The organism is Terrimonas ginsenosidimutans (assembly GCF_022012415.1).
In the GTDB taxonomy this organism is placed as follows: domain Bacteria; phylum Bacteroidota; class Bacteroidia; order Chitinophagales; family Chitinophagaceae; genus Terrimonas_A; species Terrimonas_A ginsenosidimutans.
The window spans coordinates 72,429-93,984 of sequence record NZ_JAKLTR010000011.1; the positions used below are offsets into that span (position 1 = coordinate 72,429).

Here is a 21,556-nt window from a genome sequence, read left to right on the forward strand (position 1 = left end):
GCCATGTACGTATTGCCGACGGCGCTGGGAGCCGCAAAGGCCGCAAAGATCTCTTTGCGGTCCTTGCGCTTCCTTTGCGTTCTCAGCGATACTCAAACGCGGATGCCGGTAGTGGCATAAAACAATTACAGTTTCTTATTAGAGATCCCCAGGCTGCTTGCCAGGTTCGCCAGGTTCAGCAATGAAGAGCGGTCGCCTTCAGAGCTTTGCTGCTGCATTTTCAGGATAAGGCTTGAAATGGTCAGGTTCTTGATGTCATTCGTTGAGATATTATACTTGTCTGCGAATCCGCGTATACGTTCCATCAGATCGCCACTGTTTGAGCCATCGCCGATCAACGCTGTTTTGATCTGTGTAGCGTTTTCACTCTCGTTGATCAAACGGTCAAAGCCTTTTGCATTGGAGATCTGGTTTACGATATTCTGGAAGAACATCGTTTCACCACCAACGATATCAATTCTTGCAGATTTCAACGCATCACCCAATACCATTGCCTGAGCGTCTGCGATATCTTTCTGGATATTGATCTGTGCAAGTGCGATATCTTTTTCTTTTGCAAGAAGCAGTTTGAACTCTTCGTGATCTTTACCAACTGCGTCAAGCTTCTTCATTGCCTCGGCTTTCTCTTCGATGCCGGCAGCTTCTGCCATCGCTTTCTCTTTGGTTACCTCGGCCTGTGTCAAACCTTCTTTTCGTTTTGCTTCTGCCATTTTCTCCACGACGTTCGCCTCAACGATTCCCTGTCTTTCCGTAGCGTCGGCTTTTGCCATCATTACTTCAGCTTCAGACAGACCCAATGTAGCGTCTTCACGCGCCTGTGCTTCAGCAAGTATCTTGCGGGCTTCGGCTTGTTTGACCGCAGCTTCTTTTTTCGCTTCAGCGTCGATGATCAATTGTTTTGCCTTTTCTTCAGCAGCTTTCTTTTCCGCTTCAGCCTGTTTAACAGTGAAGATCAATTTCTCTTCTGCCTGCTGACTGGCCTGCGTAATACCAACTGTTTTCTTACGTTCCACGTCACGGAAGGCTTCGAGATCTTTCATTCCCTGCTGCTCTTCTACCACGCCTTTTTCCAAACGAACGCGATCGCGGATCACATCCTGGATATTCTTACGTTCAACCTCCAGTGTTTTTTCTTTTTCGATCTGGGCAAGTGTTACGATCTTTTCACGCTCTGTCGCTTCCAATGCGCGGTCTTTTTCCACGCGTTCCGTTTCTACAGCATTTGTACGCTGTTTGTTCTTTTCTGCGATAATGATCTGACGGAGCTTATTTTCTTCCTGAACGGCCAGTGATTCATCTGTTTTAATGCGGACAGTTTCTGCCTTCAACCTTTCTTCTTCACGAACCTTGATGATCTCAGCGTGTTCACGTGCTTTGATATTATCGATCTCGCGGCGTTGTTTTTCTTCCTTCTCTGCCATCTGACGATCCAGTTCGAGAATGGCTTCGCGCGCTTCAACGTTTTGTTTCTTGATCACTTTCTCTTCTTCACGTTTGATGAGGTTTGCCTTTACATTCTGCTCTGCGGTAAGCTCTGTGATCTTTTTGATCCCCTGGGAATCAAGGATATTTTGTGCACTGAGCCACTTGATCTCTGTTTGTTCAAGATAATCAATCGCGCAGTCATCAAGAATGTAACCGTTCAGATCGGTTCCGATGATATCAAGGATCTCTGTTCTGAATTCGCGACGAGCTTCATACAGTTCGATAAAATCAAATTTCTTACCAACTGTTTTTAATGCTTCCGAGAACTTGGCTTCAAAGAGGTTACGGAGTGTATCCACATCACTGGCTCTTTCTGTGCCAATGATCTGGGCAACGTTCAATACGTCGTCAACGTTTTTGTTTACACGTACGAAAAATGCCACTTTGATATCAGCACGGATATTGTCTTTACAGATCAAGCCGTCACCTTCGAGGCGGTCGATCTGTAGTTTTTTTACAGAGATATCCATGATCTCCATTTTATGGAGGATCGGGATCACGTACATACCTTTATTGAAGGCTACTTTACCACCTCCAACACCAGTACGGACGATCGCTTTGCCCTGTGGAATTTTCTTGTAAAAAGTGGCAAAAGCAAAGAGGATAATAAAAATGAGAAATGCGATTCCCCCGATAAGCAGTAAGCTGATTCCGCCAAATGCTCCCATAGTAGTGTGTTTGTTTTAGGTTGAGTGAATAAGGACTTGTTATAGATATTAAGGTTGTCGAACTTTGTCAGACGATATTTTGCAGGTTGATCTCGCGCACAACCAGGTAAAATTTCTTATCAGCTGATTCGTCGGCGATCATTACCTCAGCGTCATAGGGGATAGGTTCGCCGGTTTTACTTTTCACATTGATCCGCAGGATATCACTTTGAACTTTTACTTCTGCTGCACCAATCGTATTGCCCGCAATGGTCGACTTCATTCTGGCGGTTCTTCCCAGCAGTTCCTGTGCTTCTTCCCCATTATAGCCCATAGCGTGGTATACTTTTATAAGTGGTTTCGTAGCGTATCTCGTGATCACAAATGCGACAAAGAAAACGGGGATCAGAATGAAGACTGATTTCCAGCCCCAGTTTGCCAGACCAAATGCGATCGAAGAGGTTAGTGTTACGATCCATGCGATGAACTTAAAGGTAGAATATACTACCATAAATGGCACTTTACCTATATTAACAAATTCGAGTGCTTTCTGGTAAAAGGGCTTATCGCCTGGAGAATCACCTCCCTCTACATCTGCATCGGTGTCTGTATCCACGTCCGCTCCGTGGGCATCAAGGTCGGCATCAACCTCCGCATCGCCAAACAAATCTCCGGCAATGAACGTAAAAATCCAGTAGATGGCGGTAATTCCGGTAAGAACCGTCATTATCGCATTACTAAGCGGGTGAAATAACAGATCAGTGATACTAAGCATAGTTGGAACTAATAAGGTTTATCGGAATTAACGATATAGAGGTATTATTGCCTTATCGTTCTCATTACCTCACAAATTTTATTTGCTGTTGAGGTAATGAGACGGTAGGAATTGCGATCTAATGATTGTTGCCTTCCGTATTATCCTGGATTCCCAGTTTTTCTTTGATTGCTTTCAGATCTTTTTCGATAGACAATGAATCATCTTTCAAAAGAGAATTAAGTTCATCTTTCAGACTGTTCTTGTCACGAGCGATCTCGCCATACGCTTTTGATAAAGCTTCCTGGTCTTCCACTTTCGCTTTCATACGTTCCAGCATGGCGATGGTTCCGTTATTATCGAGTTGAGCCAGTTGCTTATTTACCTGCTCTGTCGCTTTGCTGACTTTTACGCGTGCTTTCAATGTTCTGAGTTCCTTCTCCCATTTCTCCATGTTGGATTTCAGGATCTCTGTATTGCGCAGCATTTCTTTGGATGATTGCTGCAGTGCTACCACCTGGCCTCCGAGTTCTTCCGCCTCTGCGAAATACTTACGGCGGAGTGAAAGCGCTTCACGGGCCAGATCCTCGGCTTTTACCAGATCAACCTGTCCCGACTGTGCTTTTTGCATGATCAAGATAGCTTTTTCTGCATAATTCATCGACTCCTGCTGACAGTGAGCCTGGTCATTTTCTGTACGGATAGCGAGGGCTTTTACTTTTGCATAAGCTTCGGTTGCTTCCGTCAGGTCGTTCCTTAGTTCACGAAGGCCCTGTTCGGTCATTTTTACAGGATCTTCCATTTTATCCACGGCGGCATGTATTTCTGCCTGTCCAATTCTGAAGAGACGTTTGAAAATGTTCATGACGAATAAGTTTTATAGTTTTAAAATGACTTTCTATTATAGTTACAGTTTTGAAAAATCGATGATCTGCCGGGAAAACTCACTTAACAGGAGACCGAGGGAGTTCAGCGCTCCTTCCAACTCATTGAAGTCGATGTTCTCCAACTGCATGGTGTAGCGGAACAAGACCTTATCGCCTTCTTCATTTATCACAAATGCGCCGTGGATCGTATCACGGTTCTTTTGCAGTAATTTTTTGAACATATCCATATTGTCCTCCCGGAAGGAAAACAGGTATTGTTCCATGATCAGGATAGGGGGAGCGATGCCAATAATGAGATTATGGATCCCATCAGGTTGATTGTCGATCTTCAAAATCCCGTTCAATTCGTTCTTGTACACGATCCGGCAATTGAGTTTGAGGGCGAAATCTTCAATGGTATCAATATAATTCATGGGCGTTGGTTTAAGCTGACTTAACAAATCTACAACGTTTTATCATAAATGCAAAAAATATTGGCATTTGTGTTAAAAGAAATTACAACTATCTTTGCAGCCATGACCAAGATCGGGGCAAATATCAAAAAAATCAGGACTACAAAGGGGTTGAGTCAACAAGCCTTTGCGGATCTGTTTACACTAACCAGGGGTAATATCTCTTCTTATGAGGAAAGCAGGGCAGAACCAAGGATCGAGACTGTTGTGCAGATTGCCAATTATTTTTGCATACCCCTTGGCCAATTTGTTACGCAGAACCTCACGATCAACGAGATCCTGAAGTTTAATGGCGACAAGCTCATCGAGGACGAGAACCATATTATCAAGCTGCAGCTGCATGAAGTGCCATTCATAAATGATAATATATATATGAAGTGTTGTTACCGGGAATTGCAGTTCAACGACTGGGGGGCTTTTCCCCGGCTGGTGCTTCCGGAAGCGAACAATCACAATATGATAGCGCTTACGTTCAATCCCAATATTGCGCACCATGAATCGCTGCCTGAATATCGAATGCACGATGTGCTGATCTTTGAAGAGGTGACGGAGGAGAATATTCATCTGTGCCACCATAAGACCGGCCTGTATACCGTCGACCGCGAGATCATGTTAGGCCGTTTTGAAATGAAAGAAGACCGGATCGATCTCGTCTTGAATGATTTTAAAAAGCAACAGTTCGATTTCAAACACCGGATGACATTCTGGAAATTGTTTGCGGTTTACCAGCACGTGCTTTGAGAGGGGCCAAAGAAGACGGACCGCAGACAGTTATCAGGTCCGGGATTAGTGAACCCCATAACCCGAATTCAGAATTCCTATTTTTCTGCGAACTTCAAATGAGCTACAGATTGGATGTTTGATCTGCCATATGGATCTGCGGTCCGTGGTCAATAAATTATCCCTTTCGAACGTATTTCGTCAATATCACAATCATCTGTTCATTGACTTTCCCTTCAATCTGCTCCGTATTATCCGGTACGAGTCTGATCTTTCTGACAACCGTCCCTTTTGTTGCAGTGAAGTTTGCCCCTTTCACATTCAGATTTTGCGTTAATACAACAGTGTCTCCACTTTCGAGTACAGTCCCATTGCTGTCTTTATGAACATCCGCAACAATGAATGCGCTGGTAGCCCAATTAATAACTGGTTCATCCAATTCTACTGAAGACATGATTTCCTGTGCCCATTCCTGGTCCCTGTTATTATACAGGATCCGGTAGCTTAATGCCTGCACAGACGGCTCTGTATTCCAGATGCTGCCGGCAAGGGATTGCCAGTATTGCTGGTCGTCGGTGCTGTCTAATTTGGAAAGACAGGTATTGCAAAGCGCTACCTCATTTTCAATTACATCATTGTTTTTCGGGCTTACCGCATAGGCTATTGTGGCGGTTTCGGTCGTGCAAAGCTCGCAAAGACCCTGACATCTTTCAGCAAGTTTGGCTGTAATAGTAGAGCTCATTTTTTCAATTTTAGTATTTCCCAGAGGCAAAAGAGGTCCTAAAGAAATAAAAATGTTCCAGGTTGAACAAATAAACCTTTTCAGTCGTAGTTTACCTTCATTCTTTCCGGTCCGCAGCTGTTTTGTTTGGAAAGAAAAAACTCTATATTGGAAACTCAACCGGTACTATGAAGTCACTTATGGCAGGTTCATTATTGTTTTCTGCTTTTTTCTGTTCATGTTCGCCGGATCAGGATTCCGGAAAGGCGCAGATCGAAAAGATTGCTGTCGCTGTAAAGTCTAGCCCTGTCTTTGCAAAATCGGATCTGCGGGACTTTCAAAAATTAGATACATTATTTATCACTGCAAACGAGCTTCCAAAATACCGGCGGCTGCTGGATGATATGCATACGTGCGATGACTTGTTGAAAGAGGCTGAAAGTATCAGGGACGGAAAATCTGCGGCTAATAACAAGATCAGCTGCACCATAGGCGATCTTGGCGAATTTATCGAAACCGTCAGGTCTGACAGGGAAAGTAAAAAAGATGAGCTGACAGACCTGATCGATAACGCTACCGACACGATCTATAAAGTTCAATGCATCGAGAACATCAAGAGCAGCAGTAATGTGGTGTCACCAACGCAGGCGACGGTGTATGTCAACAGTCATTTTAAAGTGATCGACTACGACCATTGATATTTGCAAATAAGAACGTTTATTGGCCGTTTTATCGGCTTTATCATTTCTTTTTCTTCAGGCTGATCTTGTAGTCATCCGGCGTTCCTGCAATCCGCAGGTTTACAAAAGCAACTTTCTTATCAGTATCACGATAGATAATGGCATCTTCCTGTTCCGGATCCACTTCTTCGCGTTTTTTACCCCCAAACAGGTGACGGAAGCCGATCTGCGTTACCATCTTTAATGGCACGCGGATGTAATAATCCATGCTGGTGTTAAGTGATTGCGTTCCGCTGATCTCAATAAAACCAAGACTTGAATTGATATTCATACTTGGAAACGACAAAGCCGCATTCTTCAGTGTAAGGAGGTTGCTGAGTGTATCAAACCGGATCATACGAAGATTTTTATCCTTAAAATATTTTGACATTGCCTGCATGGGTGCAAAATCAACAAGCTGACCATCGGTGATCGTGACATTCATTTCGGCTTCTGCTTTATCGAGGAGCGGAACAAGATCAGGGTGCATAAAAACAGTGCTTTTGATGTTGCCTGTGAGCATTCCGTGCAGGTTCTTATTCCAGGCGTAATCCTGCCCGAAATTGTCAAAACGAAGCAGCAGCTTGTCTATATCTACATGATCCAATTGAAGGTCACTTTTAAAATAGATATGCGTCGGATCTGATCCGTTGAAGTATCCGTTCAAAGCGAGTTGTCCTTCGGCAGCCGCCAGCGTGAATGTATCTACATACAGATAATGATCAGGCTGCATACGCAATGCTGCTGTAACATTTTTTAATGCATTGTGATGATAATGTAGTTCTCCTATGTCTGCTGTTAGCGAAAGGTGACCAAATGGCAGGCTGAACAGATTGAATGCTGAATCATGCGAGGCGGATCCTTTTTTCTTCAGATCGAAATTGGAAAGCTCATCTATATCAAGTCTTGCAGAATGTATCTCGATCTTATTGACCTGTTTCTTTAATTCAGCATTGTCTCCTGTATATAAACTCAGGCTTGCTTTCAGGTCGCTTCGTCCCATCCGGGCATAAAGATCTGAAAATCCTATACGCTGTCTGCCGAAGTAAAAAGTTCCATTTGCGTCCTCCAGTTTCAGGGGATGGATTTTCATTTTTGCCTTTACTTTATTGAATGCGATCTGACCGGCTTTTAATGAACTGTCGTACTGTAATCCCATTTCGCCATGAAGCCTGATACCGCTGAGCTCCTCGTGACGGTAGTCTTGGGGGATGTAATTCTCGCCTTTATAACTGAACATATCCTGCAGTTTGATCAGATCACTCCGGAAGTCGAAAGAAAACCTGGTAGTGCCTTTTTTATGGTCGGCAAACCACAGATTATAATTGGATAGTTTGCCGTTAAAATGGAAATCGCTTTTGTCTATCTGGCCGGAAAAATCTTTTAAAGTTGCAGTTGTATCATTGATAAAAAGATCAGCATGGAAATCATGAAACGTATGCGGGTAGTTTTTCAGCTTTGCATAAAGATCATCGATCAGAAATTCTCCTCTTGGTACTCCTGAAACATGCGTGAGGTCGTTGACGGAGGTTTTAAAGGCGAGATTGATGGAGAAATTACTGATCTCTTCATCTGTTTTACTGGCAAGAGATGTGTCAAAAGAAAGAAAGTCTTTTATCTTCAGATGTTTTGAGTTTGCCAGCAGAGACACATTGATCGGCTTGTCTTCAAAATGAAAAATAGCTGGCAGATCATCAAGTGCACCTTTCAGGCTGAGATCGGATGAGCCAAGGCGAAAACGCAGTGTATCCAGATCCAGCTTTCCCTGTTTCATCTGGGCATGTAGGTTGAGATCTTCTATCGGAGCCTTAAATCCAGGCAATAGAACAGAGAGATCTTTGATCTGCAGTTCACTATCGATCCCTTCTTTTAATTTGACAAGATTATTCTCGGGTTGTTGGAAATCTATGAGCTCGTTGAACCGCATGTCGAGCATTACCTTTCCTTTGATACCTTTTAATTGGTCCATATTCAGGAAATCTCCAAGGAAAGCGAGATCCAGATCCGAATGGAGATCTACGTTGATATGCGGGTCTTCGAAATTCTTTATGATCACATTCCCGGAGAATACGCCAGCACCTGGTCGCGCCGCTATGTCCAGCAGCTTGAGTTCTGCTGTTTTCATGGAACTGTCAGCGCCATTATTGAAACTTCCCAGGAACCCGAACTGGTCTACTGTTTTATTGGAAATAGTGTTTTTGAAATAGGCATTTTCGCAACCGAAGTTCGCGTCAATAGCGAATTTATTTCCCGGCGCAAGCCGTCCATTAACACGTGCATCAAAAAATACCCGGCCGGCATTGCTGAACGGTTTGAAGTTTTCCAGTATTGCGGGAGGGGCAAGAGAAAGCAGGAGGTTGAAATCTGGTTTGTTGCCATGAATTTCAAGGTCTGTTTTCAACTGATCATTGATGTCAATACTCCCGGAGAAACCAAATTCCCCATCTTCCAGTGCAAATTCACCTTTCGATATTTTCAGTAATTCATTTTTCTGATCGAAGTCGAGATCCGTAGTGATCGATACATGTTTGTGATTGAAGAAGCTGGTGTCACCGCGTTGAACGATATTCAGTTCCATGCCTGTTTTCAGACGTGCGTGGATGATGTCATCGGTAATACTGAAACTTGCCTTTGCGTCTGTGATATATGTTTCAGCGAGCAGGCTATCGGATTCTTTGTAATAGGTTATGTCAATATCCTTCAGACGCACTCTTTTCAGCTTCAGGTGTAATTTGCTGGTATCATTTTCCCGGGTAGAAGTGCTGTCCAGCTTTACATTTTTTGCCAGCAACAGATTTATATCTCCATTTGCATATTGTACCAGGTCGATATGACCTTTCTCGAGGGAGATCCGTTTTACATCATATTTTCCCTGTATCAGGGCTTTTGCATCAAAGCCAACATAGAGGTCACTGACTTGATAGATCGGGCGCTGTGTGGTATCTTTTGTGCCGAAAAATCTTACACCGGTAAGATCGATCGAAACATACGGAAAGCCGTTGAGCAGCGAGATATGACTGTCTTCGATCACAAGTTTTCCGCCAAATTCTTTGTTCATTTCGCTCACAACATATTGTACGATGGATTTTTGTTTTCTATACAGAACGATCGGTACAATTGTAAGAATTAGAATAACGAGGATCAATAAAGAGAGAAGCGAGCGGAGAATGATTTTCTTCCATTTCATGGGGCTGGATTTTTTTGAAAACAGGAGATGTAAAAGTAAAGCGTGGGAATTGTAGAAACAACATAAAGGGGTCTAAGAGTTGTTAAACAAGCACAAAGATGCTGTTGTTATTAGAAAGAGTTAAGAGTGGAATTGCAGCTGGATAAGAAAGCAGTCAAAGAAGCACCGGACAATATGAGCAGAGGCCTTTGGGCTTCTTTTTCGTGGTGGGACAGTGCAAAGATTGTAACCCTTATTCCTTTTTACAAAAAAGGTGAGCATGAGAACCACACATATCTATGGATAGATTCGACCAAGGGCAAGGTTTACTTCATGGAGTATGATCTCTAAGCTCCTGATAAAGCTATAAAGCGACTCCTTTTCTTCCTTGCGTTTTTTTCAACTGGAAAGAAGGAAAGGAATCGCTTAGTTCATGTTACAAATATCGGGAGATTGAAGTTTCTGCAAACGATATGTAATAACTATTCGGGATCATGGGTTAGTCGACCACAGTCCAAACTCTTTAACAAAAGCTCTTTTAGGTAGCTTCAGGTTGTGCACGATCACATATGCAAGGTCTTCCGGTTGCAGTACTTTTTCTGCGTTACCATCAGTGAAGTTTGCATTCAGGGTCATCTCAGTTGCGATGGTGCTTGGGTTAACGGTTGTTACACGGATATTTGATTTTCTGACTTCCTGCATCAGGCTTTCTGTCATATTGATCACGGCAGCTTTTGAGGCGCCGTAAACACTCATCTTCGCTGAGCCTTTCAAACCTGCCGTTGACGCGATGTTGATAATGTCTCCGCTGCTCTGTTTCAACAAGAGAGGGAGTACTTCATGTGTTACGTAATACGTGCCGAGAACATTCACCTGTATTACTTCTTCCCATTCTTCAACAGGCAATTCGAGGTAACCTCCGGTTTTCAGAATACCTGCATTGTTGATCAATATATCTACGGGGCTTGTCGCGGATATTTTTTCAATAGCAGTTTTCACTTCAGCGTAGCTGCCAACATTCACTGCGAAGCTGCTGACACTGATCCCGCTGTTCAAGGCTTTTGCTTCGGTTGAGACTTTGTCAAGGTCAGTTTTTGTTCTTGCGATTAGTATAAGGTTTACACTTTCTGCCGCCAGTGCAAGTGCCATCGCCTTTCCCAGTCCTTTACCTGCTCCGGTGATCAGTGCTGTTTTACCTTTGAGTGATTCCATATTCATCTGTTGATTGTATTTGTTGTCGGCACAATTTCAATATATTTGAACAAAATGACAAGATTTGTCATTAGAATGGGTAATGTATAGGACAATTATCCTACGCTAACAAAATAAGTAGCGCGATTGTTCTCTCACAAAATCTGCTTACTCCCTCCTAACTTTGCCTGCCAAATTTAAATTTAATGATCGCCAGATGAGCGATCTGTTTTGTTTTATCAGATAAAATAAGTTCAGATAGATGGACAAAAGAGTGATACCTCTTGCGCTTGGAGGATTAGGAATTGGGACAACCGAGTTTGCAATCATGGGTTTGCTGCCGGATATTGCAGGTTCGCTTAACGTAAGTATCGCGGATGCGGGTATCCTGATCTCTGCTTATGCATTAGGCGTCGTGGTTGGTGCGCCGCTACTCATCGGCTTTACGGTGAAGCAACCTCCAAAGAAAGTGCTGATCTGGCTGATGGTGCTGTTCACGATCTTTAATGGTCTTTCTATTATTAGTCCGAATTACTATTTCATGTTCTTCGCGCGGTTTTTATCTGGCTTGCCGCATGGTGCTTTCTTCGGTGCCGGTACCGTAGTGGCGTCCCGCCTTGCTGGAAAAGGGAAAGAGGCACGCTATATCTCCTATATGTTTTCAGGGTTGACCATTGCAAACCTTGCAATGGTACCGCTAGTTACTTATGTTGGGCACGTTTTTCACTGGCGTTGGTATTTCGCTATTGTGACATTCATTGGCCTGGTCACACTGGCGTTCATTCATTTCTGGTTGCCAGACCTTTCACGGAAAGAGAATGCGAACGCGGTTGAAGAGTTGAAGTTCCTGCGACGAAAGAAGCCCTGGTATATTCTGCTGATCACGGCGATCGGATTTGGCGGACTGTTTTGCTGGTTCAGTTACATTACCCCGCTGATGACGGAAGTTGTCGGCATTCCGAAAGATCAGATGGCCTATGTGATGATCCTTGCCGGTGCTGGAATGGTGGTAGGTAATTTGCTCGGGGGATATTTGTCCGACAGGATCGGGGAGGTAAAAGCCACGTTGATGTTAATGATCCTGATGCTTGCAGTTTTGATGGGGATCTTTTTCTTCTCACACAATACAGTGGTGTCTCTGGTGCTTACATTTATTTGTGGTGGTCTTTCGATGTCTGTGTCTGCACCGATCAATATTATGATGATCAAAGCATCACCCGGGTCGGAAATGATGAGTGCTGCTTTTATGCAGGCGGCGTTCAATGTGGCAAACTCATTGGGTGCCTATCTGGGGGGAATTCCATTGAGGAACGGGCTCGGATTTAACTATCCTTCGCTTGTTGGTGCAGCGATGACTGTTGCAGGATTGATCATTTGCCTGCGATATAAGTACAAGTTCAACAGAAAGACCGCTCAACTGGCACCCGCTTTGAATGACGTGAATACTCCGGACGGATTTCAACTGATGGATAAATAAGGTTCCGGGCACGAATGCTGTTGACAGCGCCCTCTCTTTATTTTACTTCCCGGTAACCGATCCTTTTATGAGAAGTATCTTTTTTGGCGCTAACTGCTGTTTGCTTTGCAGTCGTGGACAAACTCCCGCAAAAGAAGCACCGGTTGAAGAGCCGAAGGTTTCCGAGGTAAGCAGGTTTGTCTCTGCTCGGAAAATATCAGGATATTTCGTTTGACAAGCTCGAAGTATTTGCTGCATTTGACATGAACACGGACACGGACGATTTTCTTGAAAATGAACGGGTGACTATTACTAAAAAGCGTCCTCAGCCACCTGAGGCGATACGGCTCTTAGCTTAATAATGCGCCGAAACAGCGTGTGATCTCTTCCCGTTATTTATTTCTTACTTTCTTATCATTTCTTTTGTGGTGATCACGCTATTGCCTGCCTGGAAACAAGATCTGGTTTCAGGTCTTCCCGTATATCGGATTATCGATCGTGATTTGACGAAATACAGTGATCAAAAAAAGCTTGTTATCCCTCAATAGATTGAAAACTATCTGATTGTCCCGCGGCATGCCGATTGGCTGTACTAAGCAAATCATTAACAAGTGAAAGAAATGAAAATGCATATTGGGAAAGAGGCTGATTGGGATACAATGCTACAGGAAAGGGTCAGCGAGTTAAAAGAGAGAAATTATATACTTAAGTTCAGAAGAGAACCTGGTTGTCTTTATTGTTTTGAACTGTCACAATGGCTGCAGCCTGCGGAATTCTCGATCGATGAAGCGTATTTATTTGACGAGGCCGGCAGCCCGGATGCAGCGCGAATGATCTATGCTATTTCACTGGCAGGTGGCCTGAAAGGAGTTCTCGTAGATACCTGCGATGTTTATGCGGATAATATGAGCATGCAGATGGTCTATAAGCTAAAGTCCGAAAGGCTGATGACCAACACAGGGCGAGTTGTCACATATGAAAGAAATCATAAACCACTTGAGCTTGGCAAGCATATTTTTTAGATATGTTTCAGCTTCTGTAATCTATCGACCGTACACTTTCCACTGTCTGTCGCAACGAAGATGACGGATGTCAGTTCATTGAGGCGGCTGTAATGGCTGTGCACTTTCCATCCGTTCGTGCATGGGACAAGCCTACGCCGGTGCGGTGTCCCCGCAAAAACCGGTCAGCAACACAATGAAGCAGCAGACATGGTATTTGCCGGGAGCCATTTATTTTAATCCATGTCCTTTAATTAAGGATTTTCCCGAAAGTTCATTCGATGGCCGATGACCGATGGCCGATGGCCGATGACCGATGGCCGTTGGCCGATAATACATATACCTACCAGTGTCAATACCCTATACCAATTAGCAGCAATCGCTTCCATCCAAATGAGGCCATCGGCCATCGGCCATCGGTCATCGGCCATCGAGCTAGTGTAGGACGATTATTGAACTAAACGACATTGTATTTTAATCGGCATTGGTTCGGGGTATTCCCGAAAAGAAAGATCATTGCAATCGGGTAAGCAGCAAAAAAAGCCCTCGACCTCCTATCGAATGTAAATCCCCCCATCCATATCATAATTTACCCCCTGCATATTCTTCGAGGACACGATAACTTTAACGCTATTCATATCTTCCAGCATTAAAGACAATTATAATGTCAAATAACGTTTCATCGTTCTTATTACTTGCCAGCTTTGCTGGCCTGGCTGCGACCGGTTCTGCTCAGTCAAGTCCGACACTGTCAGGCCCGGCGAAATCCTCCAAAAAGTACCAGGATACTACATCCGCACGTCCCGGAATTCCCTGGCTCGATGAAACCATTATTGAGCAGAACCGTTTGCCGATGCATGCGTCTTTTTTTAGTTATGAAAATGAATCCACTGCCGCTAAAGGCGACTGGCAACAGTCGCGCAATTATCAAAGCCTGAATGGCGCCTGGAAGTTCAAGTATGTTGATAAGCCAGATGATCTGCCGCAGGGCTTTGAACGACCGGCTTTTGACGATAGCAACTGGCCATTATTCAATGTTCCTGGCAACTGGGAGATGAATGGGTATGGGTTCCCGATGTATACTACTTCCGGGTTTGAATTCCGTTACCTGATGAAGCGTCTTCAACCGCCAGCCGTGCCTCTGAGTTTTGATCCGACGGCCGTGTATCGCCGTGAAGTGGTCATCCCGGAAAATTGGAATGGGAAACAGGTGGTGATGCATATTGGCGCTGCGAAATCAAATCTTTCTGTTTGGGTAAATGGTCAGTATGTCGGTTATGGAGAAGATAGCAAACTACCTTCCGAATTTGATATTACCGCATATTTGCGAAAAGGCAAAAACCTGCTTACACTGAAGATCATGCGGTGGTGTGATGCTAATTATATCGAAGACCAGGATATGTGGCGATTGAGCGGGATCACCCGCAGTTGCTTTCTCGTCGCAAGAAATCCTGTTCATCTTTTTGATATAGAGTTAAAGCCTGAGCTCGATCATGCGTATAAGAATGCGGTACTTAAGACAATTTGCACATTAAACCGTCAACCGGATAAAGGCACCAACGCCGAGGTGATTTTATTAAAGAATGGAAAGATCATTTCTTCACAAACAGAATCGTTCGATTCAAGCCGGCTTCAATTGAATATGCCGGTAACCGCTCCTGCATTATGGACGGCGGAAACCCCGTCACTTTACCAGGTGCAAATAAAGATCAAAAATGCCGGAGGTCAAATGTTGGAAATGACAACCCAGCAGATCGGGTTCAGGAAGATTGAAATTAAAAATGGGTTACTGCTCGTAAATGGGCAGCCTATTCTTATCAAAGGCGTTAACCGTCATGAAACGGATCCCCAAACAGGTCAGGTTATATCCCGCGACGCAATGATCAGGGACATTCAACTGATGAAGCAATATAACATCAATTCAGTCAGAACCAGCCACTATCCGAATAGTGAAACCTGGCTGGAGCTTTGCGACCAGTACGGGTTGTATGTAGTGGATGAAGCAAATATCGAATCGCATGGAATGGGCTATGACCTTACCCAAACCATGGCGAATCGCCCGACCTGGGTAAACGCTCACTTACTTCGAGTACAGCGAATGATGGAACGCGACAAGAATCATGCGTCGGTTATCCTCTGGAGTATGGGTAACGAAGCAGGTAACGGCTATAACTTCTACAATTGTTATCTATGGATGAAGCAGCGTGATAGCAGCCGGCCGGTTCAATACGAACGTGCTGTGGCTGACTATCGTCGTTTCGCCTGGGAATGGGATTCAGATATCGTCAATCCCATGTATCCTACACCAGCAGGCATGTTGGATTACGCAAAGAATAATCAACATCCGGCGAGGCCGTTCATCATGTGCGAATATGCACATGCCATGGGGAACTCATTAGGTAACTTTATCGACTACTGGAAAGTGATCCGCGATAACAAGAACATTTTCCAGGGCGGTTATATCTGGGATTTTGTTGATCAGTGTTTTCAACGGGTGAACAGTAAAGGGGATACTGTTTATACTTATGGCGGAGATTACGAGCCGGAAGAAGCGATCACCGATTGGAACTATGCAGCAAAAGGGATCTTTTATGCGAACCGGACGCCTTATCCACATGCATGGGAGATGAAAAAGATCTACCAGGATATCCATTCAAAAATCAAAGCAGATTCGCTCTCTGTTTACAATGAAAAATTCTTCACTGATCTGTCTGATGTTTATTTGCAATGGGAAGTAGTGGTGAATGGTATACAGCAACAAAAGGGAGAAATGAAGGATGTGAATGTATTACCACAACAAATACGATCATTTTTTATTCCATATAAAAAACCATCGGAGGGCGAAGTGTTTTTGAATCTCGTTTTCAAAACAAAAAAAGAGATGCCTTTGGTTCCGGCTGATCACATCATCGCAACAGAGCAATTACTACTGCATTCCTCTCCGTTTGTGCAAATGAAGATCAGCAATGAAGGCAACATTTTGAAAAAGGAAAACCCTGCCGTACTGCAATTCTTCAGCTCAAAAGCTTCTATCGGGTTTGATAAAAAAACCGGATATATCAGCGAATATAATTATCGTGGAATCTCTTTAGTTGACACGGCCTTTAACGTAAGGCCTAATTTCTGGAGAGCGCCAAATGATAACGATTATGGAGCCAATACGCCCCAAAAACTTCAGATCTGGAAAGAGGCCACTGCAACGCAGGAGCTCGTTTCTTTAACGGAGAATGTAAATGAGGGATTGGCAGTGGTTAAAGCTGTCTACAGGCTTTCATCTGCGAATGCGCAGCTTGAAGTTCGATACAGGTTCAATGCTGAGGGAAAGCTGCTGGTTGAACAGCACATCGAAGTAAATAAAGATTCCGTTGGAAAGCTTGCTGTTCTACCGCGTTTTGGAATGCAATGGATCCTCGCGAAAGGGTTTGAGAAAGTTACCTATTATGGGAGAGGTCCGCAGGAGAACTACCAGGACAGGAATTTTAGTGCACATGTTGGACTCTACAAACAAACGGTGGATGACCAGTATTTTCCTTATGTAGTTCCGCAGGAAACAGGTAATCGTAGTGATATCCGGTGGTACCAGCTTACAAATGAAAAGGGGCGGGGCCTGCGTATTCAGTCGGATTCTTTACTAAGTATCAGTTCACTTCATTTCTTTGATCGTGACCTGGATAATGGACCGAAGCGTCAGCAACGGCATGCAGCGGATCTGGTTAAAAGGCCCCAAATACAGTTAAATATTGACCTGAAGCAGATGGGCGTTGGAGGAATTGACAGCTGGCGATCAATGCCGATGCAGCAGTATCTACTGCCATATGGAAACTATTCTTTCAGCTATCTGGTGGAACCGCTATGATGAAAGCCTGTATGTGCTAAGTAGTTGGACATTTATTTATTTCTTTCAAAGAAGTGAAGGCGATCGAAGGGGGCAGATTACTGCCGACTACGGTTTAATGAGGCGTTTGCCCCCAGATCAACATCTGGTCAATATTTGCAATTCCTAAATTTGATCGCAGGTTTATCTTTTTCAGGAGTTCAGCAAATTCATGCAGATCTGATTCTGCCTGCTTGACTGCTATTTGAAGTTCTGATTGTTCTACCTGTAAAATTTTTTCTGCCGGAGGTGGCGAGAAATGCTCACCCTGGCCTTCTTCAGAGAACTCAAAAGTGATGATGCCTTTATGTATTTCAACTGAGGGAGATGGATGTCCTTCATGTGGCTGGTCAACGATTCCCTTTGCCAGAGATCTCCAGTAATGTATATCGCATAGTTCAGCACAGCATTGAGGAAAGAACTTATCCTTCCCGTTCTTCTTTAAAACGTATCCGCCATCAAGTGAAATAATATCCGGTGTCTTGAATTGGCCTGTGCGAAGTCCTTCAGTATGTTCGATCACGATTTTGGTTACATCCTCTTCCAGAAGGCTGGATATCGAATAAAAGGGGAAGCCAGTCAGGTACGTTTCCATCCGGATAGAATAGCCTTCATGTATCAATGCCTTGCGTGTATACTGCTCCCATAATTCCGTATGCTCCCAAAAAGGATGTTCGGCAGGTGCTGGGATGTCGTTGAGCGATGGTCTGATGTGGAGAACAGGTATGAGATCAATTTTCATTGCCTTAAAGAAATGAATGTTTTGTGAATATCTAACTCATCCAGTGTATATATTTACCGGTTTTAGCGGCACCGTCAATCCGATTTGCAAACAGTAAAAACCCGTGTGATCGCTTCTTTTCCTCTTAGCGCCACTTCTGTAACAAATATTGCGGTATGCCGCTCTTCACCGGAAACGAGCTGAAGGAATGTCTCCGACACAAGCAGGTCTTTTTGTAAACTATTGCAAAGGCTTTGAATCCTCGAAGCTGTATTTAAGACATCGCCATGATACGCGATCTCTGTTTTGATCTCTCCAACTTCTGCAACCGTTACCTTTCCGCTATGAAGTCCCGCTTTGAACTCAGGGAAAAATCCATATTGTGCAAGAAAGTATTCTTTCTTTGATTCCATCTTTTCGCGGAACGCATAAAAGAAATCCAAACAGGAAGAAGCCGTAAAGAAACGACTGATCTTCCAGGACACCACTACCTCGTCTCCTACATATTGATACACCTGACCACGATAGCGGATCAACGGGTCGGTAAGCTCTGCATAGCAGTCCTGCACCATCCGGCTGTACGCCACATGTTCGAGCGACTCTGCAATGCGCGTGGATGATTTCAGATCAAGGAACATGAATGCCCGCTCTTCAACTTTCGGAGTGAAGTATTTCCCGAACGTATATTCCAGCAGAACTCCCGGGCCAAATTTTTTATTGATCTGTAAAATGAAATGATAGAATAAGCTGCAAACGGAAAGATGAAAAAGCACCGTCAACCCTTCCGCCGAAAAAACATAGCGCAATGCAAATTCTATCGTATTGCCGTAGAGACTTGCGAGAAAGATGATCGCCATAAAGAAAAGGACATAGCATCCTGTACCAATAAGCAATACAGAAAGAAAGGATCTTCTTTTATTGAAATGAAATAGCCTGTTTATAGGGAACAATCCGAACAACAGGCCAATAGAAAATCCGACTACGACGCCATAAGCGAGCAGACGGCCGTAGTGCAGTTCCTTAGGCCCGGAAACCCCGAATGCGGCATATATTATCGTGATGAAATAAAATGCCGCCAGTATCCAGTACAATACTGAGAATAAAATGAAGAATGCCCTGAGCTTATTCCTTATCATAGCAGGCGTTGGCTATGTAAAATAAAGAGTTTTTTGCACGTTGAAAGGAGTGATTTAGCAGTGTCAGGCGATGTAATTTAGATAAACGAGTAAGGTGTTTCCTTTACGCCATTTCAACCAGCCGGTTTTTTCCTTTGTGTCTTCATCCCATTTTACCTGAAGCCAATCGCCTTTGACCTTTACGGGGAAAAAGAATTCGACATTGTTATGATAGGCGGCACGTTTCAGACCTGTAGTATCTTGTTTTACCGGATTTTTATCCGCATCAAAATCTACAGAGAATACAGAAGCAACATGATCTTCCCAACGTTGAAAGGTAAGGGTAGGTTCATTCTTTTTTATTTTGCCAATAAGACCTGTTTCCTCGTTAACGATCACATCATAGTATTCGGCCTCAATTCCGGTCACGCGAAATACAAGATTCTGATAGTCGGGATAAGCAGAGTATGGTTTCAATGAATCTGGTATAACGCTATCAGGCTCAAATGCCACCCATTCCTGGTTTTGAAGGTTATAGACCCGGAGTATTCCCTTACCATTTTCCTTTAATGTGAGCACTCCCTCCGTAAGCTGATCAGCCGGGATTTTAGTGTAAGGAACAGATGATGGAGGAACAGGATCGGTTTCGATCTTTGCCACAGATGCAATGGCTGGAACTGCAGCCGTTTGATTTCCGGCAGCTGAGCCTCCGTTTGGTGAATGGCAGGAAGCTGCAACCAGAAGAATAAGGCCGTATCGCATGAATTTTTTTTCACAAAAGTAAAGTGGCTGATCTGTGAAGAAGACTGCGCTTGAGTAGAACGACTGATCCGTCCAGCGAAGCTTCCATTATTTTAGCCTGCTGAACTATGGCCGGGCGATTGGAATGATCTATAAGCTGGGCGATGCGCATCCGTTTGTTACATCTTTATAAATGAGTGTAGCCATCTGAACCGCTTTCTGTATTTTGTGTATCATTATACATTCACATTTTATCTTTCATTGTTATGCAAAAAAGAATTGTATTCCTTTTTTCTACAGCCGTTCTGCTGAACGCCTCCGTTGGTTGCAACAACGCATCTTCGCCCGGCGATGGCAATCAGGCCGATACTTCGAAGCCGGTAACGGCTGGCCTGGAGAAGAATGCAGCCAATTCCAACTATAAACCGGCATTTGAAGGTCAGACGAGGATTGCCGAAGTGGTAAAGACCACAACTCCCTATAAGGTTGATAAAGTTGCTGGTGGCTTGGGTCATCCATGGTCTGTAAAGGTCCTGCCTGGCGGCCGGATCTTACTCACTGACAAGTCCGGCTATTTGCAGTCCCTTGCCGCTGATGGCAGCGATGTAAAGAAGATCACCGGCTTGCCAAAGGTTGATGATTCCGGCCAGGGCGGTTTGCTGGATGTAATAGCAGACCCTGATTTTACAAAGAACAAGATCATTTACTGGTCGTTTTCCGAACCTTATCAGAAAGGTAATCTGACCGCTGTTGCGAAAGGAAAGCTTAATGAAGAAAAAGGAACGGTAGAAACTCCTGTTGTTATTTTCAGAGCCTTACCTGAGTTGAACAACAGTGATCTTCACTATGGGTCACGGCTTGTGTTCGATAAAGACGGGAATCTCTTCGTGAGTGCAGGTGAAAGATCTGTCCTGGAAGGCAGACACCAGGCACAGGAACTGAATTCCGGTCTTGGAAAGATCTTTAAAATCACAAAAGATGGAAAACCTGCTCCGGGCAATCCGTTCCTGAACCAGGCTGATGCTAAGCCTGAAATATTTGCATATGGGGTGCGTAACCCGCAGGGCCTGGCACTAAATCCGGTCACGGGTGAGTTATGGGAAGCCGAGTTTGGTCCGCGTGGTGGTGATGAAGTAAATATCATTCGCGCAGGTAAAAACTATGGCTGGCCGGTGATCACTTATGGTATTGAATATTCAGGTAAGAAGATCGGTGATTCGATTCAGCAGAAAGAAGGGATGGAACAACCCGTTTACTACTGGGATCCCGTTCTGTCTCCAAGCGGCATGAGCTTCTATAAAGGAAATGCTATTCCTGAGTGGGAGAATAACCTGTTCATTTGTGGCCTGAGTGGTTCACGCATCAACCGCCTTGTGATCAAAGATGATAAGGTGGTAGGCGAAGAATGGTTATTGACGGATAAGAAAGAGCGCTTCCGTGATATCGTTTATTCGGATGGAATGTTCTATGTTGTTACGGACAGTGGAAATCTTTACAGGATCAGCAAAGGGTGATCGGGACGATGGACGATGGACGATGGCCGATGATCGATGGCCGATGGCCGATCTACGATGATCGACAATTAGCTGCGTTGCCTGATTGGCATTTTCTTCAATTTCTGATAATGCAATAAAGCCCCGTCAACCGGGGCTTTATTGCATTATCAGACCATCCGACCATCCGACCATCCGACCATCGGCCATCGACCATCGACCATCGGCCATCGACCATCGGCCATCGACCATCGGCCATCGACCATCGGCCATCGACCATCGGCCATCGACCATCGGCCATCGATCATCGGCCATCGGCCATCGACCATCGGCCATCGATCATCGGCCATCGGCCATCGACCATCGGCCATCGATCATCGGCCATCGGCCATCGATCATCGGCCATCGGCCAT

At 44.3% G+C, this 21,556-nt stretch carries 17 protein-coding genes; 7 read left to right on the top strand and 10 right to left on the bottom strand.

What is annotated here, in order from left to right:
* Positions 1–125: 125 nt before the first annotated feature.
* The 4 genes from LZZ85_RS16905 to LZZ85_RS16920 form a co-directional block, all read right to left on the bottom strand.
* On the bottom strand, positions 126–2,153 hold the full coding sequence (locus tag LZZ85_RS16905; protein ID WP_237874517.1) for a flotillin family protein: 2,028 nt from the start codon (positions 2,151–2,153) through the stop codon (positions 126–128).
* A gap of 67 nt (positions 2,154–2,220) precedes the next feature.
* The gene (locus LZZ85_RS16910; protein ID WP_237874518.1) at positions 2,221–2,907 is read right to left on the bottom strand and encodes an OB-fold-containig protein; all 687 of its coding nucleotides are present in this window, start codon (positions 2,905–2,907) and stop codon (positions 2,221–2,223) included.
* A gap of 118 nt (positions 2,908–3,025) precedes the next feature.
* On the bottom strand, positions 3,026–3,751 hold the full coding sequence (locus tag LZZ85_RS16915) for a PspA/IM30 family protein (protein WP_237874519.1): 726 nt from the start codon (positions 3,749–3,751) through the stop codon (positions 3,026–3,028).
* Between the two features lie 42 nt (positions 3,752–3,793).
* Positions 3,794–4,186 carry a YbjN domain-containing protein gene (locus LZZ85_RS16920; RefSeq protein WP_237874520.1) on the bottom strand — a complete coding sequence of 131 codons (393 nt, stop codon included), beginning with the start codon at positions 4,184–4,186 and terminating at the stop codon, positions 3,794–3,796.
* 48 nt (positions 4,187–4,234) lie between these two features.
* On the opposite strand from LZZ85_RS16920, the gene LZZ85_RS16925 reads away from it, so the two are divergent.
* Complete coding sequence (locus tag LZZ85_RS16925) at positions 4,235–4,966, top strand: helix-turn-helix domain-containing protein (RefSeq protein WP_237874521.1); 732 nt, start codon at positions 4,235–4,237, stop codon at positions 4,964–4,966.
* A 157-nt stretch (positions 4,967–5,123) separates the two neighbouring features.
* Here the strand turns inward: LZZ85_RS16925 and LZZ85_RS16930 are convergent, their stop codons facing one another.
* Positions 5,124–5,687, bottom strand: coding sequence for a PhnA domain-containing protein (locus tag LZZ85_RS16930; RefSeq protein ID WP_237874522.1), 564 nt, complete (start codon positions 5,685–5,687; stop codon positions 5,124–5,126).
* Positions 5,688–5,854: 167 nt separating this feature from the next.
* Between LZZ85_RS16930 and LZZ85_RS16935 the strand changes: the two genes are divergently transcribed.
* The gene (locus tag LZZ85_RS16935; protein ID WP_237874523.1) at positions 5,855–6,364 is read left to right on the top strand and encodes a hypothetical protein; all 510 of its coding nucleotides are present in this window, start codon (positions 5,855–5,857) and stop codon (positions 6,362–6,364) included.
* Positions 6,365–6,407: 43 nt separating this feature from the next.
* Here LZZ85_RS16935 and LZZ85_RS16940 read toward each other — a convergent pair whose 3' ends face one another.
* Positions 6,408–9,572, bottom strand: a complete 3,165-nt coding sequence (locus LZZ85_RS16940; protein ID WP_237874524.1) for an AsmA-like C-terminal region-containing protein — start codon at positions 9,570–9,572, stop codon at positions 6,408–6,410.
* Positions 9,573–9,698: 126 nt separating this feature from the next.
* Here LZZ85_RS16940 and LZZ85_RS16945 point away from each other — a divergent pair, with 126 nt between their 5' ends.
* Positions 9,699–9,902, top strand: coding sequence for a hypothetical protein (locus LZZ85_RS16945; protein ID WP_237874525.1), 204 nt, complete (start codon positions 9,699–9,701; stop codon positions 9,900–9,902).
* Positions 9,903–10,043: 141 nt separating this feature from the next.
* Here LZZ85_RS16945 and LZZ85_RS16950 read toward each other — a convergent pair whose 3' ends face one another.
* Positions 10,044–10,763 carry a 3-ketoacyl-ACP reductase gene (locus LZZ85_RS16950; protein ID WP_237874526.1) on the bottom strand — a complete coding sequence of 240 codons (720 nt, stop codon included), beginning with the start codon at positions 10,761–10,763 and terminating at the stop codon, positions 10,044–10,046.
* Between the two features lie 241 nt (positions 10,764–11,004).
* On the opposite strand from LZZ85_RS16950, the gene LZZ85_RS16955 reads away from it, so the two are divergent.
* The 3 genes from LZZ85_RS16955 (at position 11,005) to LZZ85_RS16965 (ending at position 17,055) form a co-directional block, all read left to right on the top strand.
* The gene (locus tag LZZ85_RS16955) at positions 11,005–12,219 is read left to right on the top strand and encodes an MFS transporter (RefSeq protein WP_237874527.1); all 1,215 of its coding nucleotides are present in this window, start codon (positions 11,005–11,007) and stop codon (positions 12,217–12,219) included.
* Between the two features lie 599 nt (positions 12,220–12,818).
* The gene (locus LZZ85_RS16960; RefSeq protein WP_237874528.1) at positions 12,819–13,220 is read left to right on the top strand and encodes a hypothetical protein; all 402 of its coding nucleotides are present in this window, start codon (positions 12,819–12,821) and stop codon (positions 13,218–13,220) included.
* 643 nt (positions 13,221–13,863) lie between these two features.
* On the top strand, positions 13,864–17,055 hold the full coding sequence (locus LZZ85_RS16965; RefSeq protein ID WP_237874529.1) for a glycoside hydrolase family 2 TIM barrel-domain containing protein: 3,192 nt from the start codon (positions 13,864–13,866) through the stop codon (positions 17,053–17,055).
* 94 nt (positions 17,056–17,149) lie between these two features.
* On the opposite strand, the gene LZZ85_RS16970 is transcribed toward LZZ85_RS16965, so the two are convergent.
* From LZZ85_RS16970 to LZZ85_RS16980, 3 genes are all read right to left on the bottom strand, one after another.
* The gene (locus tag LZZ85_RS16970) at positions 17,150–17,815 is read right to left on the bottom strand and encodes a hypothetical protein (protein ID WP_237874530.1); all 666 of its coding nucleotides are present in this window, start codon (positions 17,813–17,815) and stop codon (positions 17,150–17,152) included.
* A gap of 74 nt (positions 17,816–17,889) precedes the next feature.
* Positions 17,890–18,930 carry an adenylate/guanylate cyclase domain-containing protein gene (locus LZZ85_RS16975; RefSeq protein WP_237874531.1) on the bottom strand — a complete coding sequence of 347 codons (1,041 nt, stop codon included), beginning with the start codon at positions 18,928–18,930 and terminating at the stop codon, positions 17,890–17,892.
* Between the two features lie 63 nt (positions 18,931–18,993).
* Positions 18,994–19,671 (bottom strand): hypothetical protein, encoded by a 678-nt coding sequence (locus tag LZZ85_RS16980; RefSeq protein WP_237874532.1) that lies wholly within the window; start codon positions 19,669–19,671, stop codon positions 18,994–18,996.
* Positions 19,672–19,916: 245 nt separating this feature from the next.
* On the opposite strand from LZZ85_RS16980, the gene LZZ85_RS16985 reads away from it, so the two are divergent.
* Positions 19,917–21,164 carry a PQQ-dependent sugar dehydrogenase gene (locus tag LZZ85_RS16985; protein WP_237874533.1) on the top strand — a complete coding sequence of 416 codons (1,248 nt, stop codon included), beginning with the start codon at positions 19,917–19,919 and terminating at the stop codon, positions 21,162–21,164.
* The last annotated feature ends 392 nt before the right edge of the window (positions 21,165–21,556 follow it).